Origin of the sequence: Nostoc sp. (assembly GCF_036919595.1) — a bacterium.
Lineage (GTDB): Bacteria > Cyanobacteriota > Cyanobacteriia > Cyanobacteriales > Nostocaceae > Nostoc.
Genome location: NZ_JBALCO010000195.1, coordinates 1 through 20,089 on the forward strand (window position 1 = coordinate 1; position 20,089 = coordinate 20,089).

General features: G+C 43.4%; 15 protein-coding genes and 1 tRNA gene. 4 read left to right on the forward strand and 12 right to left on the reverse strand.

The features are described 5' to 3' along the window. Window positions 1-211 precede the first annotated feature (211 nt). Together V7K21_RS29820 and V7K21_RS29825 are read left to right on the forward strand one after the other, a co-directional pair. Window positions 212-679, forward strand: coding sequence for a Crp/Fnr family transcriptional regulator (locus tag V7K21_RS29820; RefSeq protein ID WP_335179609.1), 468 nt, complete (start codon window positions 212-214; stop codon window positions 677-679). A 222-nt stretch (window positions 680-901) separates the two neighbouring features. Next, on the forward strand, window positions 902-1,357 hold the full coding sequence (locus tag V7K21_RS29825; protein WP_335179611.1) for a hypothetical protein: 456 nt from the start codon (window positions 902-904) through the stop codon (window positions 1,355-1,357). A gap of 29 nt (window positions 1,358-1,386) precedes the next feature. On the opposite strand, the gene V7K21_RS29830 is transcribed toward V7K21_RS29825, so the two are convergent. The 7 genes from V7K21_RS29830 to fbp all read right to left on the reverse strand — a co-directional run bounded on the left by V7K21_RS29830 (window position 1,387) and on the right by fbp (window position 9,173). Further along, window positions 1,387-2,748, reverse strand: a complete 1,362-nt coding sequence (locus V7K21_RS29830; RefSeq protein WP_335179613.1) for a cobyrinate a,c-diamide synthase — start codon at window positions 2,746-2,748, stop codon at window positions 1,387-1,389. Between the two features lie 197 nt (window positions 2,749-2,945). Next, complete coding sequence (gene brnA, locus V7K21_RS29835; protein WP_335179615.1) at window positions 2,946-3,089, reverse strand: type II toxin-antitoxin system BrnA family antitoxin; 144 nt, start codon at window positions 3,087-3,089, stop codon at window positions 2,946-2,948. Beyond that, the gene (locus V7K21_RS29840) at window positions 3,079-3,339 is read right to left on the reverse strand and encodes a BrnT family toxin (RefSeq protein ID WP_335179616.1); all 261 of its coding nucleotides are present in this window, start codon (window positions 3,337-3,339) and stop codon (window positions 3,079-3,081) included. Before V7K21_RS29840 ends, brnA begins: the two co-directional genes overlap by 11 nt. A gap of 151 nt (window positions 3,340-3,490) precedes the next feature. Beyond that, window positions 3,491-4,858 (reverse strand): glucose-6-phosphate dehydrogenase assembly protein OpcA, encoded by a 1,368-nt coding sequence (gene opcA, locus V7K21_RS29845; protein ID WP_335179618.1) that lies wholly within the window; start codon window positions 4,856-4,858, stop codon window positions 3,491-3,493. 176 nt (window positions 4,859-5,034) lie between these two features. Continuing rightward, window positions 5,035-6,564, reverse strand: a complete 1,530-nt coding sequence (gene zwf, locus V7K21_RS29850) for a glucose-6-phosphate dehydrogenase (RefSeq protein ID WP_335179619.1) — start codon at window positions 6,562-6,564, stop codon at window positions 5,035-5,037. Between the two features lie 170 nt (window positions 6,565-6,734). Further along, window positions 6,735-7,880, reverse strand: coding sequence for a transaldolase (gene tal, locus V7K21_RS29855; RefSeq protein ID WP_335179621.1), 1,146 nt, complete (start codon window positions 7,878-7,880; stop codon window positions 6,735-6,737). Window positions 7,881-8,123: 243 nt separating this feature from the next. After that, on the reverse strand, window positions 8,124-9,173 hold the full coding sequence (fbp, locus tag V7K21_RS29860; RefSeq protein ID WP_335179623.1) for a class 1 fructose-bisphosphatase: 1,050 nt from the start codon (window positions 9,171-9,173) through the stop codon (window positions 8,124-8,126). Window positions 9,174-9,623: 450 nt separating this feature from the next. Here fbp and V7K21_RS29865 point away from each other — a divergent pair. Next, window positions 9,624-9,695, forward strand: a tRNA-Val gene (locus tag V7K21_RS29865). Window positions 9,696-9,977: 282 nt separating this feature from the next. Here the strand turns inward: V7K21_RS29865 and V7K21_RS29870 are convergent. From V7K21_RS29870 to V7K21_RS29880, 3 genes are all read right to left on the reverse strand, one after another. Further along, on the reverse strand, window positions 9,978-13,562 hold the full coding sequence (locus V7K21_RS29870) for a DUF4912 domain-containing protein (protein WP_335179625.1): 3,585 nt from the start codon (window positions 13,560-13,562) through the stop codon (window positions 9,978-9,980). 378 nt (window positions 13,563-13,940) lie between these two features. Then, the gene (locus V7K21_RS29875; RefSeq protein WP_335179627.1) at window positions 13,941-15,071 is read right to left on the reverse strand and encodes a precorrin-8X methylmutase; all 1,131 of its coding nucleotides are present in this window, start codon (window positions 15,069-15,071) and stop codon (window positions 13,941-13,943) included. Continuing rightward, window positions 15,068-15,586, reverse strand: coding sequence for a hypothetical protein (locus V7K21_RS29880; protein ID WP_335179629.1), 519 nt, complete (start codon window positions 15,584-15,586; stop codon window positions 15,068-15,070). Before V7K21_RS29880 ends, V7K21_RS29875 begins: the two co-directional genes overlap by 4 nt. Before the next feature lie 152 nt (window positions 15,587-15,738). Here V7K21_RS29880 and V7K21_RS29885 point away from each other — a divergent pair, with 152 nt between their 5' ends. Continuing rightward, window positions 15,739-17,682 carry a heavy metal translocating P-type ATPase gene (locus V7K21_RS29885; RefSeq protein WP_335179633.1) on the forward strand — a complete coding sequence of 648 codons (1,944 nt, stop codon included), beginning with the start codon at window positions 15,739-15,741 and terminating at the stop codon, window positions 17,680-17,682. Between the two features lie 650 nt (window positions 17,683-18,332). Here V7K21_RS29885 and V7K21_RS29890 read toward each other — a convergent pair. Continuing rightward, entirely contained in the window at window positions 18,333-18,797 is a 465-nt protein-coding gene (locus V7K21_RS29890) for an RpiB/LacA/LacB family sugar-phosphate isomerase (protein ID WP_335179635.1), read from the reverse strand. 286 nt (window positions 18,798-19,083) lie between these two features. After that, window positions 19,084-19,989, reverse strand: a complete 906-nt coding sequence (locus V7K21_RS29895; protein ID WP_335179637.1) for a DUF7453 family protein — start codon at window positions 19,987-19,989, stop codon at window positions 19,084-19,086. Window positions 19,990-20,089: the final 100 nt, after the last annotated feature.

Consider the following 20,089-nt stretch of genomic DNA (forward strand, 5'->3'; position numbering starts at 1 on the left):
TTTGATCTTTTTCTTCTGGATTCATGCTTGAACACTACCATCTTTCTTCCCTCATGGGAATATTCCTGACATTCCTACCTGGGCAGTTACGATTTCTGTCGCTAAAGCCTGAGATATTCTTGGCAGCTAGTGCTAAACATCGGTTAATATGACTAATCTCGTGGCTTCAGTTTGAAAATGTACTGTAATGTTTGATGTCTAACTTGTAATTATGCTAACCAGTGTCGACCGTTTATTATTTGTCCGGCGAGTCCCAATTTTTAAGGAATTGCGGGATGATTTTATAGTGCGGCTCACTTCAGTGATGAACGAACTGTCATTTCCAGCTAATTACACCATCTTTCGCCAAGGAGAAGAAGGGCGATCGCTTTATATTGTCGTGTCAGGTCGAGTTAAAGTTCACATTGGGAATAAACAACTTGCAGAGGTGGAACAGGGAAAATACTTTGGTGAAATGGCAGTATTTGATACTCAGCCTCGTTCCGCCACCGCAACGACTTTGGAACCTTGCGAATTTTTAGAACTGACGCAAGAGCAACTTTATGATGCGATCGAAGAAACTCCCGAAATTGCGGTAAATATCATTCGTGAGTTATCCCGTCTGATTCGCAGATTGAATGACGATATGAATGTAACAAATTCCTCACGGACAAATCCGGGGGCTTTTAACAGAGAGTGAGAAATAGCGGTTTGGTTACTGTGTAGGTTCAAAAATCTTCGTCATCACTATACCTGCCCAATTTCTTAAATTTATATCTAGCAAGCTTTTTGTCCTTTTCTAACTGTCGAACTTAGGTTAATTTATAGCAACTTATTAAGAACATTATCGACAGAACACCTTATTGAGGTAGGATTACAGTCGTTTATCTCAACACTTTTAGCAGATGGATGTGAAATTAAGATGAATACTACTCAAGAACAAGCGACAACTTCTTGCTATGAGAGGTTAGAACGTTCTAAACCTATAGAAACTCCAAACTCATTCAGTAAATTTAATAAATGGAATGATAGATGTATCTTTAGCAATATACTTGATAGAGGTCAAGAACATTTTGTTTTGGATGACATGAAATTGACACTAATCAAGTTTGTTGATAATCAATTTAAAGGAACCTTGTCCTATTACATTACTTCCAAAGGTTGGAGAACAGGAACAACCCAAATGCCTGGAATACGGATAATTCTAAAGAGCTGTAAGGGAATCGGTTTTGCTAACTGGTCTATTGATGATATTCAAGTAAGTTGTAGAGATAATCATCAGTATCGAGAACATCAGACAATTTTCAATCTTTATACTTTTGAAAACCTTTTTAAAACTGAAAGAGATATTAATAATGGTAGTGTTTACAAATGTTAGCAAATTTGTTACTAGTTGGCGTAAAAGTACTAACTTTTACATTGCTTAATAAACCGTTGTGGTATCTCTCCACTTTCTCCCCAATGGAGATGAACATAAGAAGCATGAACATTTGCAGGTAAACCCCATCCCTCGCATCCCATATTTTCCTCACAATCGTAGCGAGAAGTTTCAAATAGGGGCTGAGTGGGAGTTAAGGTTAAACGGGAACGATGAAACTCATGTCCGTAAACAGTTGTACCTGCCTTCACTAAAATATTATCTTGCAAAGCTACTGCACGACGATAGCCCAAAGTTAAACGCCCACCCATCACAGCAGATGTAGGTAAAACTCCCGCCATCGACCAAGACTTACCCTCAAAATCGATAATTTGCTCACATAAATACATCAATCCTCCGCATTCGGCAACTGTAGGCATTCCTTTAATAATTGCCGTTTTCACTGCATCACGAACGCTGGTATTTTCTGCTAGTTGCTGGGCAAAAACTTCTGGGAAACCACCCCCAAAATACATTCCTTGCACATCTTTTGGGATGCCAGCATCTTCTAAGGGACTCCAGAAAACCAATTCTGCACCAAGCTGTTGCAGCAAATCGAGATTGTCTTGGTAATAGAAATTAAAAGCGCGATCGCGGGCTACTGCAATCCTGATAGAGGAGGGGGGATGAGAGGGATGAGAGGGATGAGGAAGAGGTTTTGATTTTAATAGGGGTAATAAGCGTTGCCAGTCGAAGCAGGTGTCTCCTAAATCAGCAAGGCGATCGATTAAAGCGTTGAGTTCTGGGAGTTCTGCTGTGGGTACTAGACCCAAATGGCGATCGGGAATTGTGATGTTATCTTGACGCCGCAGGACACCGAGAATGGGTAATTGTAAGGGTTCTAGGGAATCTTTGAGGAGAGAGAGATGGCGATCGCTTCCGACTCGATTTAGTACCACCCCAGCTATTTTAATTCGGGGATCAAAAGACTGGTAGCCGTGAGCGATCGCAGCTACAGAACCAGATAAACGACTACAATCAATTACCAACACCACAGGCAAATCTAAAAGCCGCGCGATGTGCGCTGTACTCGCAAAATCAGTTGATTTTTGCTTTTCTTGCCCATGCCCAATTCCATCAAATAATCCCATTACCCCTTCCACTAGGGCATATTCACTCAGTTGACTATGAAGGGCAAAACATTGCTGAACATAGGCTTCGGAAGTCAATACTGGGTCTAAATTGCGACAAGCACGACTAGTTACGTGTTGATGAAACATTGGATCAATGTAGTCTGGGCCTACCTTGAAAGATTGCACCAGGCGATCGCGACGACGTAAAGATGCTAAAAGGGTGAGCGTAACTGTTGTCTTGCCCACCCCACTACGTTCTCCAGCAATGATTACGGACATGGATAATTGGTGATTGGTTAAACTAAATAGTCAGCTATCTTAGTAGTATCAAATAAAAGTAAAACAAAAATATTGAATAATTTATTTGATTAAAATCACTGCTTTCTCCCACTTAATAATAATTTTTCATCAAGATGTTCAGCCAGCCATAATTTAATAATAGAATCAGATGTCACCCCTAAACGCTTGGCTTCATGTTATAAGGCTTCAATCATCCAAATGGAAAAGTCAATATTAATTTTTTTTTGCTCATAACGTAGACGATATGCGTTAGATAAGTCTATAAACTCAGTAATATGTTCTCCATTCTCAAACTTAGCATCAAATTCTTCAGCTTTCATAAATATTTACCTCTTCACTCCGAGAGCGACGAACGGAAATAATTCTTATTTTATCACCACGATAAGTAATGACTGCTGACCAATATTTTTCAGCAATCTTGCCAATAACTAGAAACCGAGGCTCATCTGTTGTGCGTGCAGGGATTTCAATAAAATTTGCATCTATCCAAAATTTCTGTGTTTCAATAAAATCAATGCCATGTTTAGTTTTATTAATTGCACTTTTGTGAAAATAAAATTCAAACTCCATAGTTCTTTTTTAAGACAGAACCAAAATGTTTTAATAAAGAATCTTCACTATTTTATAAATTAAATTTTCCTTGCCTTCGTCTTCACTTTAATGATAAAAAAAATTCCCCCCTTCCCGCATCAGGAAGGGGGGTAGGGGGATTAAGTCTGAATTAATTCGCCAATTTGAAAATATTCGCTGTCACTCCCAGGCTTTCTTCAAACAGGGACTCGCGGCCCCAGCGTTGCACTTGCTGACTCAGCAATGCTTCCGCCTTTTGTTCCGAAAGTGAAGTCACCTGTTGAAACAGACCGGCGGATTGGGCACCACCGTGTGTTTCCATCCGCATACAACCACCAGTCTCCGAGCAGATAACTGTACCACAGTCTGCCTGGGAATTTGTCGAGCTAAGGCGTAAGGCAATCAAGTCGCCGATAATATCGCCCACATCAGCAACCGGAACTCCTGCTAACTCTGCTTCTACTTCTCGCTGCTCTTGAGCAACAAAACGGATGCGAGTGATGTCATAATCACCGCTTTCCTTTTCATAAGAAACTGGCTGCCATTCCAGCCGACTTGCCAGCCAACCCAAAAACAGTAAAGCTTGGGCGGGGTTGCCTTTTTCGTAATCAATCGTAACTCGGTCAATTTCTTTGAGGGCGGCGCGACGGTGAGGAGAATCGTAGGCTTCAGCTGTCAATTCCTGCCATGACGCGAGGCGACGCCAGTTCAAGTCAGCTAAAGGTACACCCGTTTCTACCAACTCTTGTAGGTGGAGTAAATCACTTTCTGGGGTGTTAAAGTTGCAAGAATCTACAATGACATTATTGCAGACTGCTGCTAGGCGCTTGAATAGACTGTTGTTAGGGTCTGGTGTTGCCTTCCACCAGAGAAACTTCGGTAAGCCGCCAATCAACAATGCTGGAATCATGCCCCCTATCCGTTCTAAGGCAGCAGCAGTACCACTGAGAGTGATGTATTCGCAGCAGACAAGTGTCCTTGATGATTGCTTTTGGATGGGGCAATAGGCAGAAACTTGAGCTTTAACCCCTTTATCTTCGCCAGTAATGGGAAATAGGGCAATGATGCGGCAAGGGTTGCGGAGGGCGATTTCATCGGCAATTCTGGGGCTGGCAGCGCTATTTAAGATCCCACTACCAGGATGTTCTCCTCCAGACCCGCTTCGCTGAACTTTAGCAAATTCTTCTCGTAATACAGTGAGAGTTTCTAGTGTTGCAGTTCCAGTTTGTGTCAGACTATGTTTTCTTTGCACTTCCCGCAATGCTGCTGCCATCTGTGGCCCTAAAATCCCATCAATTGGGCCGTTGTAAAATCCCAAAGCAGCCAACAAATACTGAGTTTCTTCTGGTTCGTAGACTATTAGAGTAAATGTTGTTGCTCTAGTAGCACTGGGAAGTCCACCGTCCTCGCCAGTAATGCCGTAGCTTTGCCAAATTTGACTCAGTTCCGCATCTATTTCGTCAAGCGAAATATCTTTTGGTGCCTGAAGTGAAAAAATTGTAGAAGTTTGGAGAGCCATAGGAAATTTTGGATTTTGGATTTTGGATTTTGGATTTTGGATTTGAGATTAGAGATTTTGGATTAAGAACTGGTAATTTGGTAATTAGTAATTGGTAATAGTTTTTTATATTCTCCATTACCCATTCTCTGTTTCGCCATCCCCAATCTAAAATCTAAAATCTGAAATCTAAAATCTTAAAGTCTTCGCCAGCGACGGCCATCCTGGTTAATTAAGAATTCTGCTTCTGCTGGTTCCCAAGTACCGGCTTCGTATTGGGGAATAGTATTTGGATCGGCGGGTGCATCCCAAACGGAAAGGGCTGGTGTTACTACCTGCCAGGCGGCTTCTACTTCATCTGCTCGGGTGAACAATGTTTGGTCGCCCATCATACAATCAAGGAATAGGCGATCGTAGGCATCGGATGTTGCTTGGATGCCAAAGGAACCATAACTAAAGTCCATGTCAACAGAACGGGTACGGAATTCTGCCCCCGGCATTTTGACATCAAAACGCACGGAAATTCCTTCATTTGGCTGAATCCGCATCGTCAAAACGTTGGCGTTTGTTTGTTGCGCGGCAGATTGAAACATCCGAGACGGAACTTCGCGGAAGTGAATGGAAATCTCACTGACTTTTTTCGGCATCCGCTTACCAGTCCGCAGGTAGAAGGGAACACCTTGCCAGCGCCAATTGTCTACCAAAAACTTCATCGCTACATAGGTGGGTGTTGTGGAGTTGGAATCAACGCCTGGTTCTGCGCGATACCCTGGCACTGCTTGACCCTTCATCCAGCCAGCACTGTACTGACCACGCACTGCTCCCCGTGATAGATTGTGCACATCCGCTAAACGAGTAGCTTGGAGTGCCTTCACTTTTTCTGTGCGGATGCTGTCAGCATCCATTGCGTTGGGTGCTTCCATAGCCGTTAGGCAGTAAAGTTGCATTAAGTGGTTTTGCAACATATCCCTTAGTGCGCCGACGCTTTCATAGTAACCAGCCCGGTCTTCCACGCCTACGGTTTCTGCCACGGTAATTTGCACATGGTCAACAAATTGACGATTCCACAACGGCTCAAAAATCGCATTGGCAAAGCGAAACACCAGTAAATTCTGGACTGTTTCTTTACCCAAGTAGTGGTCAATGCGGTAAACTTGGTTTTCTTTGCAAAATTTCTGTACCACTTGGTTAAGACTTTGGGCAGAAGCCAAATCCCGACCAAAGGGTTTTTCAATTACTAGACGGTGTTTGTAGGGATCTTCTAGCATCCCGGTGCTTCCTAGCTGCTTAATCGCTTCGGGAAAAAATGAGGGGGCAACGGAGAGATAGAACATGCGATTACCTCGCGTGCCCCGTTTTTCGTCTAATTCACTCAATAAGGTTTTCAGTTTCTGGTAGCCTTCGGGATTGTCTATATCCCCAGGACTGTAGAACAGACCTTGAGAGAAGTCTTGCCAAAGTTCCCCTAAATCGACATTAGGATGTGCCTCTTCCATGCCCTTCTGCATTTGTTCACGGAAGTATTCATGGCTCCATTCTCGTCGTGCTACGCCAACAATGGTAGTTTCTGGGGGAATGCGCCGTTCTCGCCGCAATTTGTAAAGTGCTGGCACTAGTTTGCGCCAGGTAAGATCACCAGAAGCGCCAAAAATGACTATAATCTGGGGTTCGGGCATCCCTTGTTGTTGCAGACCAACGCGCAAGGGGTTTTCTAGCAGACTAACCATAGCAATTTTGGATTTTGGATTTTGGATTAGGGATTAGGGATTGAGATTAGGATTGGGAAAGGATTTTAGATTTGCAATTTTGAATTGGACTTCAATCAAAAAGACGCTCGCGGACTCGTTAACGCTACGCGATCGCAAATCCAAAATCCAAAATTCCCATTCCCTAGCCCCTACACTGGTGACAATACCTTGATCTTGTCTTCTAAAGAGTTCATCAAGGACTGGAAGGGCTGAATGAACTTGTCAATACCTTCAGCTAACAGTTCATCCATTACAGCATCGAGATCGATGTTGATGTCGGGATCTTTGAGGTTTTCGATCAGTGTGTAAGCTTGATCTACATCTGTTTCTAAGCGATCGCTGACGTTACAATGATCGGCACAAGCTTTTATCGTCGCTGGTGGTACGGTGTTAACGGTTTCTTGCCCAATCAACTCCTCGATATACATCACGTCGCGGTAGTTAGGGTCTTTAGTGCTGGTACTAGCCCAAAGTAGCCGCTGTACTGTGGCCCCTTTTGCTGCCAAAGCTTGCCAACGATCGCTCTCGATAATTTTCTTGTATTCTTGGTAGGCAATCTTGGCGTTAGCGATCGCTACTTTCCCTTTAACAGCCAAGAGCTTTGCTTCCACGGTAATATCATCAACGCCTTTTTTCAACTTAGCATCAATTTTGCTGTCAACGTTACTATCGATCCGGCTGAGGAAGAAGCTAGCGACTGAAGCAATCCTACTGATGTCTTTACCTTCAGCCAGGCGTTTTTCTAAGCCACGAATATAAGCCCAAGCGGTGTTTATGTAGCTATCTACAGAAAACAGCAGCGTAATATTGACATTCATCCCTTCGGCTATTACCTGCTCCACTGCTGGTAAACCAGGTTCTGTACCGGGGATTTTAATCATCAAATTTTCCCGACCAACTTCTTGGAAATAACGCCGCGCTTCGTTTATTGTTGCTTCAGTATCATGGGCGATAGTTGGTGGGACTTCGATACTCACATAACCATCTAGTCTATTCGAGGCTTCATAAACTGGGCGTAAAAGATCACAAGCATTACGGATATCTGCAAAAACTAGAGATTCGTAAATTTTGTATATGGGTAAGCCAGCACGAACTCCAGCTTCTATATCGGCATCATAAATGACATTACCTGCGATCGCTTTTTCAAAGATAGCTGGGTTAGAGGTAATCCCACAGATCCCTTGATTTTCAATCATGTCTTTGAGTTCGCCTGATTGAATAATGTCACGGGTCAGATTATCCATCCAGATACTTTGACCGTATTGCTTAATTTCTAGTAGATGATTGGTAGCCATAGCTCTAATTTGTTTCAGTCCTGTATAGTGATGTTTCGTAGTGAAGTTGGTAAAACCCATCAAATGTTGATGGTTACTTTTGAATTGTGGCGTTGCCAATCACTTATCGCATCCGCCAGCTGAGATAATCTTTAATACATCTTTAAGAAGTGCTATTCTGTATTCCCAATCCTAAATCACCATGATTAACGTTTAATTAATGGCAGATGCCGGATGCATCCTTGATGCTTTTGTGACTGTCTTCTAGTGGCCGTTTTGAATAAAAGACTCCACCTTTGCTACATCCTCTTTGCTACCAATAATTAGAGGTGTGCGTTGATGCAGTTTTTTCGGTACCACATCCAAGATATTTACCAGTCCTGTAGTAGCACGACCGCCTGCTTGCTCAATCAAAAAGGCTAGAGGAGCGGTTTCATAAAGCAAGCGCAATTTCCCTTCTGGGTTCTGAATTGTGCCTGGGTAGAGAAACACGCCGCCTTGAATCAAAATTCTATGGATATCGCTCACCATTGCACCGCTATAACGAGCGCTGTAACCTTCTGTGCGATGAACATAGCGGATATATTCTCGAATTGATTCTTCCCACTGCCAAAAGTTACCCTCGTTCACGCTGTAAACAGACCCGTGGGTAGGAATCCGAATATTTTCTTCTATGAGAATAAATTCGCCTAAGCTGGGATCAAGGACAAAAGAATGAACGCCCTTACCTATAGTATAGACCAGCATCGTGCTGGGACCATACAGGATGTATCCGGCAGCCAGTTGCTTCCGTCCGTTGGTGAGGAGGTCAGTTGCCTTACCATCGCTATCAGTTCCTTCTTGTTGGCGAATGGCGAAAATGGAACCTAAGCTGAGATTATTATCAGTATTGGATGAGCCATCAATTGGGTCATACAGCAAGGTATAACGACCAATGGGGCAATTTTCCGGGATGTAGTAGGGATTTTCCATTTCCTCGGAAGCTAGGCGACAGACTAAGCCGCTTTGCTTAAAAACTGAGATAAATACATCATTGGCATAGACATCCATCTTTTTGACGGATTCTCCTTGCACATTAACTTCCCCAGTAAATCCCAGAACGCCTTCCATTAAACCAGCGCGACTCATGCGACGAGAAACCAGTTTACCTGCTAAGGCGATGCGATTCATCAGCGCACTTAAATCCTGTGCATCTGGCGAAAAACTCTGAAGTTGCTGGAGGACGTGACGGGATAAGGTTGTACAATCACGATCAAGGGATTTGTCTGTAGCGTCGTAGGTAGATAAGTCTAAAGATTCTGGCGCTTTAGCCATTTTTATGTTCTCCGCAGCCACTAGCTGTTAATTGGGTATCGTGTATGGCAACTCATAGTTGCTGCTTCTATCTTAGAAAGGTAATTTGAGAACTTAGATACGACTTTAGATAAACTAAAGAAATCAATCTTCAGTGACCCCTGCACTCAGGGCTTAGATACGTAGTAATTGGTCTAAGACATAAGGGACTTCCAGTTAAAAAAACATCGCATATCGAGGGCGCAAGGCCAAGATTCCCTACTATTAAAAGGATTTTTACCATCTGCGAGAATCAGGCGATCGCACTGAAACACTTTATCTGGTATAATTTAGACGGAGAAGATGTCTGTCCTACAAAACTATTCATAAAACCTGGTTATGCAAAGAGCAACAGCTAGCATTGAGCTTATAGCTTGTTTAAATGTATTTTTACAACCGTAAATCTGAGTAAGTTATAATATAAAAAGTCTTGGGCGATTAGCACAGGGGTAGCGCACATCCTTCACACGGATGGGGTCACTGGTTCAAATCCAGTATCGCCCACTTATATATAGCAAAGCTTTAGGCTCAAACTCCTTCTCTATAGCTTCTTTTAGATATTGCCCAACTAATGCAGTTGCATCATAATAAAAGTCACCAGGAATTGATTTAATCTTCTTCTAATTCTCTCAATGGTTCCATTCTGATCAACACTCTAGGCGGCAGCCCCAAAATAGGCATTCCCAGTCGGAGACTGGGAACGAGGTGAATTTGCATCCTGTGTAAAAGATGTACACCGTAGCCTAAATGGGGAGAATCGGGTTAAAAGGGTAATTCAGAAAATTGCTAGCTTTCAGAAGTTTCCTGGGAGAACTTCTTATGGATAGTTCTAGTGGATTCACCATCAGCACCTACCGTTATCAGATAGTCCATTAAACCATCTGAAAAGGGGAGACGTAAGTGGAAAGTACCATCCGGTTTAATTTTGATGGTATGACCACCAATGTTTACACTTGTATTTGGTTGGGTTGCTCCGTGAATAATCAACTCAGCGTCTGCCACAAACCAGAAATCTTCGTGGGAACGACTGAAAACGCGAATATTGGGCGAACGGGCTATGAGTAACCAACGTAGTTCACCGCCGTAGGCATCGCTATCAGCGATATAGCCAATTTCAACCATATAGTCGCGATCGCTCACGGGAATAGCCACAAAGCGTCCCTGTACTACCTCTTCAGATTCATACTGCTGTACAAGCTGGGGATTTTGATAACTCAAGTCAATCCCAGTCACATCGTAGAGCCGCACTAGCAATTGGGAGCCGCCTTGTTGTTGCAGTGCTTCCTTCTGAGTCTTGGAAATGTACCAAGAGACATAAGCCCACTTGGGAGTGCGGGGTGTGAGCGCAACATTGCTCTCTTCTTCACTGCTCTGTTCTTGGGCTTCTATCAAGTCAATAGGTGTCTGACTTGCTAACGCTACATTTTCAACGCTGGGATCTGTATGCACCGGATTGAAGACACGAACGATCGCTGAACGGGCTATAAAGAACCAATGATCGTCATCAGCGACATAGCCAATTTCAGCTATGTAATCGCGATCGCTGATGGGAATTTCTACAAAGCGATCATTTGCTGTCTCTTCACATCCATACTGCTGTACAAGGTGGGGACTTTGATAACTTAGGTCTATCCCAGTTACATCATAGAGCCGCACTACTAAATCAGAGCCGCCCTGTTGTTGTAGTTCTGCTTTCTTGGTTTCGGAAATTTCCCAAGAGACATCAGCCCATTGCAAAGTGTGCGATGTGAGGACAATACTGCTCTGTTGTGGGACATGGACATCTACCAAGTTAATATCTGTTTTATCCCCGATTGCCAGATTATCAACTATGGGATCTGGAAGGACAGGACTGAAGACACGAATAACTGCTGAACGGGCGATGAATAACCAGCGATTGCCATCAGCGATATAGCCAATTTCAGCTATGTAATCGCGATCGCTGACGGGAATATCTACCAGGCGATCGTGTGCTGTCTCTTCACATGCATACTGCTGTACAAGGTGGGGACTTTGATAACTTAGGTCTATCCCAGTTGCATCATAGAGCCGCACTACCAAATGAGAGCCGCCCTGTTGTTGCATCGCTGCTTTCTTGGCTTCGGAAATCTCCCAAGAGACATGAGCCGATGTAGAAGTATGCGGCGTGAGGACAATACTGCTCTCTTCATCTGCATCAACCAAACCAATAGCTGTTTCGGCTGCAATTGGCTCATTGTCAACCGTAGTATCGGTTTGTCCTTGGGTATCTGATCCAATAGTAGTCCAGGCTCCAATCCCTACGCCTGCTAAAGCCGCTGCGGCGGCAAAATCTGTGGAGTCAGCTTCAGCTACAGTCGGCTCTGCTTGAAATTCTGACTCTAGCAAATCGGTAGTGGGTTCAGATGCGTCCGCTACCAGATTCAATATATCTTCTGGAAATTCTGGGAAATCGAGCAGTGAGGATGTTTGTGCTGCTGAGGGTTCTATATCCGTTGCGGCTTCGCCAGACTCTGGTAAGGGCAATTTATCTCCTGAGGCTGTATCTTCAGTTGAGGTGATACTCTCTAACCAGTTCAATTCTGCCTGAAGTTCCTCATCTATCTGATCTTCACTAACTTCTGTGTCCCAATAGTCAAATTCAGATGTTACTTCTGGCACATCTGGTAATTCTGGGAGTGGGGCTGTCACCTCAGATGCCTCTTCTGGAATATTACCCAGGTGAGGATATGAAGTATTTACTACAGCCGCCGGGGCTTCTATGTCCCATGCAACTTGATCAGAATCAGGAATGTTTGTCTCTGGATAATGCTCTAGATGGACTGTCTCATCAATGGTGTCTATTTCTGTTTCTTTGTTGTTAAAAGTAGACCAGGTAGCCGCCCCGATTCCTGTTGCTAAAGCCGTACCACCGGTTAAAGCTGCGGCTCCCAAGTTGTTATTACCTGATCCATTAACTACTCCAGAGGTTGTGCCTTCATGGAGCTTAGAGTTACCATTACTTGCCTCTTGGACTAAATTTGATGTCCCGTGAGTAGCATTTTCCGTCAGGTCAGATTGTGTTTGAGCATAGATGTTGAAAGGAGTGCGATCGGGGGTTTCTTGCTCTTGGAAGTGCGACACTGAATCTGAATCCTCCTCAAGCATCGCTCCGTTAACGGGCAGGGATGTGCTGGCATTAAGCACCGCCATTTCTGCACCTTCTGTGCTGGGTAGATCAGGATCTGATTCTGGTAAGTTGTCTGTTTTCTCAGTCGGCAATGGGCGTTTCCCGAGAATCCACCATAGTAATGCTCCACCTGCGCTAATAAAAAAGACAGGTAGCAGCAACCAAAATGGTGTTTCCCTGTTGACAATTGGACTAACTTGTGAAGTAGCAGGAGCCACAAAGGGCTGTTCGCCAAATGCAGAAGTAGTGGCACTAGAGGAAGGTGTAGCAGCAGGTATCGTCTTAGCACTGGGGGAAGGCTTGACAGCAGGTTGTGCGTTCGCTGCGATCGCCACTGCTTCAGCAGTTCTACCTTGTTCTATAGCCTTCTGTCCTGGAGGTGCAAAGGTAAAGCCGAGAAAATCTACTGTGGTTAAGCTGGGATTTTTTTTGTAAACGTAAACTAAAGGTTGCGAGAAGGGATATTTCGCATCATCTGGCAAGGCTTGATGTAATTCGAGAACTCGCAGACCTTTCAGCTTCGACACCTGATTAGCTAACACATAGGTGATGCCATCTTTGCCCAGTTGTTTGATGATTTCTGCGGTATTATCCTCACTTACTTGGGTAGCATTGGGTCCTGTAGCAAAGTTAGCAGTCTTGAAGGCTGGATAAGCACGAAAAGTATCGCGAGTCTCACTGGTGTTAGGGTGATCAATTAACCGAATCTTCCCTGAAGGCCCTCCCAGTTGTGACCAATTTGTAACTTCTCCCCGAAAAATTCGGGCAAATTGCTTACTAGTCAAGCTTTGCTTGAAAGGATTATTCGTACCAACCACGATCGCAATCTTCTCACGGCGCAAGCGAACTTGCTCTAATCCTTGGGCTTTTTCTGCTGGCGTCAACCCACGCCCCATTGCTGCTATGTCGATTTTGCCAGCTAGCAAATTTTTCAGTGCCGTACTAGTGCCGTTAGCAGCAACTTCAACCTTTGTGCCGGGAAACTGTTTTTCAAAATTCTCTTTCAGGCTTTGGTTGATTGCACCTAAGCTACTTGAACCGTCAATCCGCACTGTTGTCCCGTTCTGCACTGTTTGCGGCAGTGAAAAAGCGGGAGAAGTAGGTTTAGATTGGGCCAGCATGGGTGCTGACACCAGCAAACTTGCTGCCATCGGGGTTGTAGCTAAGGCAACCCATAATACCAAATTGACTATTGAACTATCTTTTTTTTCTTGTTGCCACATAAGCCCCTTAATTAAAGTAAAAAATAGAAAGCCTGCCAGTCCTAAATCGCGATCTGTTTAGGGATTATGCAACAGACGCGCTAATTATACATCTGAGTTATCTTTACTTCTAATTCCTTCAGCGCACTCATATTGATTTATACTCTGCCTTAGCTTGTATAGCATGATAATTTATACTCTAATTGCCAGAGTCTGTTTACTATAAATTTTTCTAATTTATACTGCAAGTTATACCAAGTTGGTAGTTTATGGCCACAATTATGAATTATTGAATTACTAAAACTGGTAAAGTGTAGCAAATTCAATATTATTTAACAATATTATTTTCAGTATTGCTGAGTACTGAGTATCCTTCTGGCTGAACTGAGTACTCAATGTTCAGCACTCAGCAGAATCTACTATATTTTTGAGATAACAATGACAATCTGGCTTATCAATCAGTGACTCAACCAAGGCATTTAGGGCAGTAGCAGCTAAAGCGCCACCCCCCAAAGTCCCTTCAACTGTAATAAAAGGTATCCCTTGTTGCATCAGTTGTCGCTTGGCTGCGGGAGCATGACTAAAGCCAATGGGCATTCCAATTACTAGTGCAGGCTGAATTTTCTGATTGGCGATCGCTTCACAAACTTCTACAAGGACTGAGGGAGCATAACCAACTACCAGCACACAACCCTGATTTACTTGTAGCAATTTTGATCGCCATTCTCGATGTTGCCAAAAGGCAAGTTCTGCCTCTGTAGCGGTGGTAATATGGGGATTATCAATCAAGGTTTCGATCTGGCATCCTAAGTGAGATAATCGGGTTTGATCCAAAGCAGCACTAACCGTTTGGGTATCGACAACAATTTGGCAGCTTGCAGATAAAGCTCCTCGACTAGCTGCGATCGCATCTCGGCTCAATTTGACAAAGGACACCAAACTGACATCGCCACAAGCCAAAACCAACTGAGAAATTAAATGTTGTTCAATTTCCGAACGGTGAGACAAATCAGGTAGTAAACGTTGTAGCGATTCTGTGAAAGCTTCTGAATGGGTATGAATTTCGGCATCCAAGCCACTCCAGAGATTTTCTAGTCCCCCCAATCCGGCTTGAGTTTCGACATCGAGTAACTTGAGTTGTGCCAAAACTTCCGCTTGGATAATTTGACAATGGCGATCGCGCCCCAATAACCCTTCTAGTGCTGATGCAGTTTGTCGCAGTTGAGAAATTTGTTGCATCACCGCCCGATATTGCTGCTGGAGTTGTCCCATGAGGTTAACAGTTGTGTCAGCTTCTGGTTCCACCTCCAAAATATTACGGATGTGGTTTAGCTGAAACCCTTGCTGCTTGAGGGCGACAATCCGTTGCAACCGAAGAACATCTTTTTTGGTGTAAAGACGATAATTGCTAGGCGATCGCACCGCTTGCGGTAGTAATCCCAATTGATGATAATGCCGTACCATGCGCGGAGTTAAACCGCCGCCAACTGCATCAGTGAGTTCTTTAATAGTTAAGCAACTAGCGTTCATAAATGATTTAATAATGGTAAAGTTCTTTGTAATTCTCCACAAGCCGCCTCAAGAGAGGGCGGCGCATTTTTATTTAAACCTTGGTAACACTGATTTACCAAGTTTTCTACATAGGGCTTGCAAACTGACTCATTATTTAATTTTGAATATTCTGTTTCATCAACAGTTTCATCTAGTAAATAATGTATCCAAGTTTCAATATTTCTTTTAAGGATAAATATTGCGATCGCTTCTTTAGGCTGACGAACTAATTGAGAATTTTCCCTTAATGCTTCATCTAATTGATTTAGCCTTTCCTCGATTGTTTTTCTATCCGCATCAATCAAAACCACAAGCATTCCTGAAAGATAGTTTTTGCTGCGGTATGCTCTTACCTCTGCGGGATGACGTTTTCTAACAAACTGCTCTGTTGCACCTTTTGGGCAAATTTCGATTCTAAGATTTCTATCTAAAATAAAACCTCGTTTTTTCAGAAAATGCCGAGCAAAAACCTCTTGTTGCTTATCTTCACACAAAATTACAATCTGTACTCTACGCTGGCTCATATAGCCATCCTCTGCACTTCCCTCAGCGCCCCTGGAGCGAGCGTTTCAAAATTATTACAAACCTTGACATTAACATTAATGTCAAGGTTTAGCCTGAGAGAGTCCCTGTAAATTCACCTCTCATGCTCTATCCCCAACGTTTGGGCCAATTCACCAGAGAACACGCAGATACTGTAGCTGCCCTTTTGTGTGGGTTACTGCTATTTCTCGGATGGTTCGCCTTGCATCTCGGTTGGTTGGGATTAGCATTCCTGCTGCTACCCGCTGCTTACGTGATTGGTGGTTACGAAAGTGCGCGGGAGGGATTGACTACTCTCTTCAAAGAAAAAGAACTCGATGTAGATTTGCTGATGATTGTGGCAGCGATTGGTGCTGCTAGTCTCGGCTTATGGCGAGGAGAATATCATCTAATTATTGATGGGGCAATTTTGATTCTGATTTTTGCCATCAGTGGCGCATTAGAAGGCTATGCAATGCAGCGAACTGAGCGGAGTATCCGCAGTTTGATGAGTTTGACGCCAGATACAGCAAGGGTTTTGCATCAGGGAAGGGAAGAGGAAGTTCCTATCAGTCAGCTAAAAGTAGGTGATGAGATTGTCGTCAAACCTGGAGAGCTAATTCCTACTGATGGGATAATTTTATCTGGTTACAGCACGCTCAATCAAGCTGCAATTACAGGCGAGTCTTTACCTGTAGAGAAAACAGTCGGCGCAGAAGTATTTGCCGGCACACTCAACGGCTATGGTGGATTGCAAATTAAGGTACACAAACCAGCCCAAAGTAGTTTGATTGTGCGTGTGATTCGTTTGGTAGAACAGGCAAAGACTGAAGCACCTCCTTCGCAAGAATTTATCGATCGCTTGGAGAAGGGATATGCCAAAGTCATTGTAGTAGCTGGGATATTACTGGCAACTTTACCGCCATTTCTCTGGGGCAGGGATTGGGAAACGACGATTTATCGGGCGCTTACCTTCCTAGTGGTAGCTTCTCCCTGTGCGTTAATGGCTGCAATTATGCCCACGCTGCTTTCGGGAATCGCCAATGGTGCAAGACAGGGGATTTTGTTTAAAAATGGGGCGCAGTTAGAGAAGATTGGCAAAGTCCGAGCGATCGCATTTGATAAAACTGGTACTTTAACAACAGGACAGGTGCAGGTATTCCAAGTAATTTCAGTTAGTGAATACACTGAAATAAATGTATTAAAAACTGCTGCTAGTGTGGAATCCTATTCAGAACATCCCATTGGTAAGGCAATTGTGCAGGCGGCTGGTAATTTGGATTGGGTTGGTGCAGTTCAAGTGCAAGCTATACCTGGACAGGGAATTGTGGGAATAGCTCAAGAACAACAGGTAATTGTGGGCAATGCCGTTTTTGTGCAACAGTATGTGACAAATTTACCTGAAGAATTGCGAGAAATGGCTCAATCTTTGGAGCAAGAAGGTAAAACTGTGGTTTGGGTAGCGAAGAACCCCATCCCCAACTCTTCCCTGCAAGCTCTTAGGGGAGCCGATGTGATGGGTATAATTGCGATCGCAGATGAGGTGAGAATGGAAGCAGCCGTAACTATTACCCGTTTAAAGAAACTGGGAATTGAGCAAATTGTCATGTTAACTGGGGATAATCAAGAAACTGCTTACAGTATCGCCAAAGCAGTAGGAATTGATCGGGTATATGCTCAACTTCTGCCAGAAGATAAGCTGGATGTTATCCGTCGTCTACAGCAACAATATCAAACTGTGGCAATGGTAGGCGATGGGATCAATGATGCACCAGCCCTAGCGCAAGCATCTGTAGGTATAGCGATGGGAATATCTGGTAGTGATGTGGCATTAGAAACCGCAGATATAGTACTGATGGCAGACAGGTTAGAAAAAATTGCCGTGGCGATGCATTTGGGTAGGCGATCGCAATCCATAGTAAAACAGAATATATTCGTAGCGTTGGGTTTTATTATGTTGCTTTTGGTGGGCAACTTTCTGGGAAATATTAACTTACCTATCGGCGTCATTGGCCATGAAGGTTCCACAGTATTAGTTACCCTCAGTGGTTTGAGATTGTTGAAATAAAGCACTTTTCTTTCTTTTCTCTGAGTCCTCTGCACCTGGAGTGGTAGCCTGCGGCAAGCCACTGCGTATTTACATTAAAATATGAACGCGACGGAGTTATAAGTACAGTATTTCATTAATTCGTAGCGAATTAAATTTGGCAATACCTTGCAATGCCAATGTATCCCAATACAATGTTAATGCGTTTCCCTGCAATGCCAATGCATCCCAATACAATGTTAATGCGTCTCCTTACAATGCCAATGCATCCCGATACAATGTTAATGCGTCCCCTTACAATGCCAATGCAGCGGGATGCATTAAAAACGCTACGCTTTTACGCAAAACTGTAATAAGCCTGATTAATCAGTATCAAAGACTCATAGGACTTACACACACTGTACGATCCTGTGGCAAGCCACTACGTGTCTACGATAAATTAAGCTTTTTGGCAATTTTTATCTAAGTCTTAACTCATTAACTATGTTTGCTGAAATCTTGCAGCAATCCCAACAATCGTCTCAGAATGAATTCTGAGGCTAATAGCTAAAGTTGTCTAAAGACGACTAAGAAAGAGTTTCAGTCCATTAAAATGGATAGCCTTGCACTTCGAGTCTTGGCGGAATATGGGACTGATTAATAATGCTGCAATATATCATCAGATGTAAATTTTAAATTTTTGATGCCGTTGCACTTTTCTCTAACTGTCTAATCCGCTTTATTTGCAGGAGGTTCCACTCATCTTCAGAATAGGGTGTGCTAAACCAGACATCTAATATTTCTTTAGCGATCGCTTCTGTAGTAGCACGTAAACTTAGTACAAGGACATTCGCATGATTCCAGATGCGGGCCCCGCGTGCTGTCTCGGCATCATGACACAAAGCTGCACGTATCCCTGAGACTTTGTTGGCAGCAATAGATGCACCTGTACCAGTCCAACAAAAGACAATCCCTTCATCTGCTTTCTGGGTTGCCACTGCCAAAGCAACTTTACTACAGCTGAGAGGCCAATCAACTTCAGGATCATTCTCGGTTAGGGAACCGAAGGGTATAACTTCATGCCCACGCTGCTTAAGTTCTTCCACTATCCTATCGGTAAGGTTGGTGCGTTCATCACTGCCAATAGCGATTTTCATAACTGTTCACGCTTTCCGCTTTAAAGATGTAAATTTATTCAAAATTAGGACTTACGCACTGTACAAATTAACCATAATATATCTGATGCTATTTGGTCGTTTCAGGCGCTTCGCATAAAGAAAGATTTGCTATATTTGCGACGCTGAATAGCCCGTCTAGACATCGCCCTTGTGCTAAACATGTCTGAAACACCCAAATTGCATATAGTACTTATGTACAATGCGTAAGTCCTAAAAATAAGGGTTTATGTTTGAGGACTAATCTTTAAAATCAATATCTGCTAATCTAAATGGTATAAGTTAGGCCATTTCTTCTAACTGTTGATTTCTGTTTTAGTTTTCCTTTGAGAGCTAAACCCGTGCCTAAAGCGCCAAAAGCTAGTAGACCTAATGTGGAAGTAGATTCGGGAATTGATTTAGAAACTGGATCGGCACGGAAAACACCCGTGATCGTCTTATCACTGTCATCTCTAACCTCTGCAAAGAAGGGGATTTGACCTGAATTATTAATACTACCACTGAAAAAAAGATTCGTCACAGTGCCGCCTAAAAGAGAGTCTCCGATGCCAATCACCTTATCTGCAATGGGGTCTGGCCCTGTGAAGATGCCGTCGCTTAAAACATTTTCTGCCCCATGACGTAATGTTGCACCGAAAGCTACTTGATTGTTGTCATTAATTGAGTTATTAAGAAATCTACTAAAGGAGCTACTGGTGTCGGCAATAGTGGTAATTGTTTTACCATTGCCTGTAAATATTCCTTCTTTCCCGTCCTCTCGAAAAGCGTCAAATATTGCTGTTCCTGTATTATTAATGCCAACCCCAACAAATCCACCGGAGAACAGACTAGTATTATCAGCGATCATTGTAATTGTCCCATCTTTGATCGTGAAGACACCTTGTCTTCCATCTTTTAATGTAGCTTGAAAAGCCACTACATTAGTGTCGTTAATTGCAGGGGGTTGGTCGAAAAACCTAAAGAGTCCGCTAGTGTCCACCACGGTTGTCAAAGATCCACCATTGCCAGTAGCAATAGTAGCGCCATTATCAAAGTTCTTTGAAAGCCCGAAAACTAATGTGCCACTATCGTTGAACGCACCAGGTGATAGGCTGGTGACAAACAAACCATCGCTTGGTGTAACGACTCTAGTAGCATTACCACCTTTACTTATATAGAGTCCTTCTGGAGGCAAACTAGTAATAGACCTCTTGCAAAATAAGTTTTATGTTATGGTGGGGGTTTGGAATTTTGAGACAGCTAAACTTAACTCGTAGTTGTAAATTGCTGCGAGT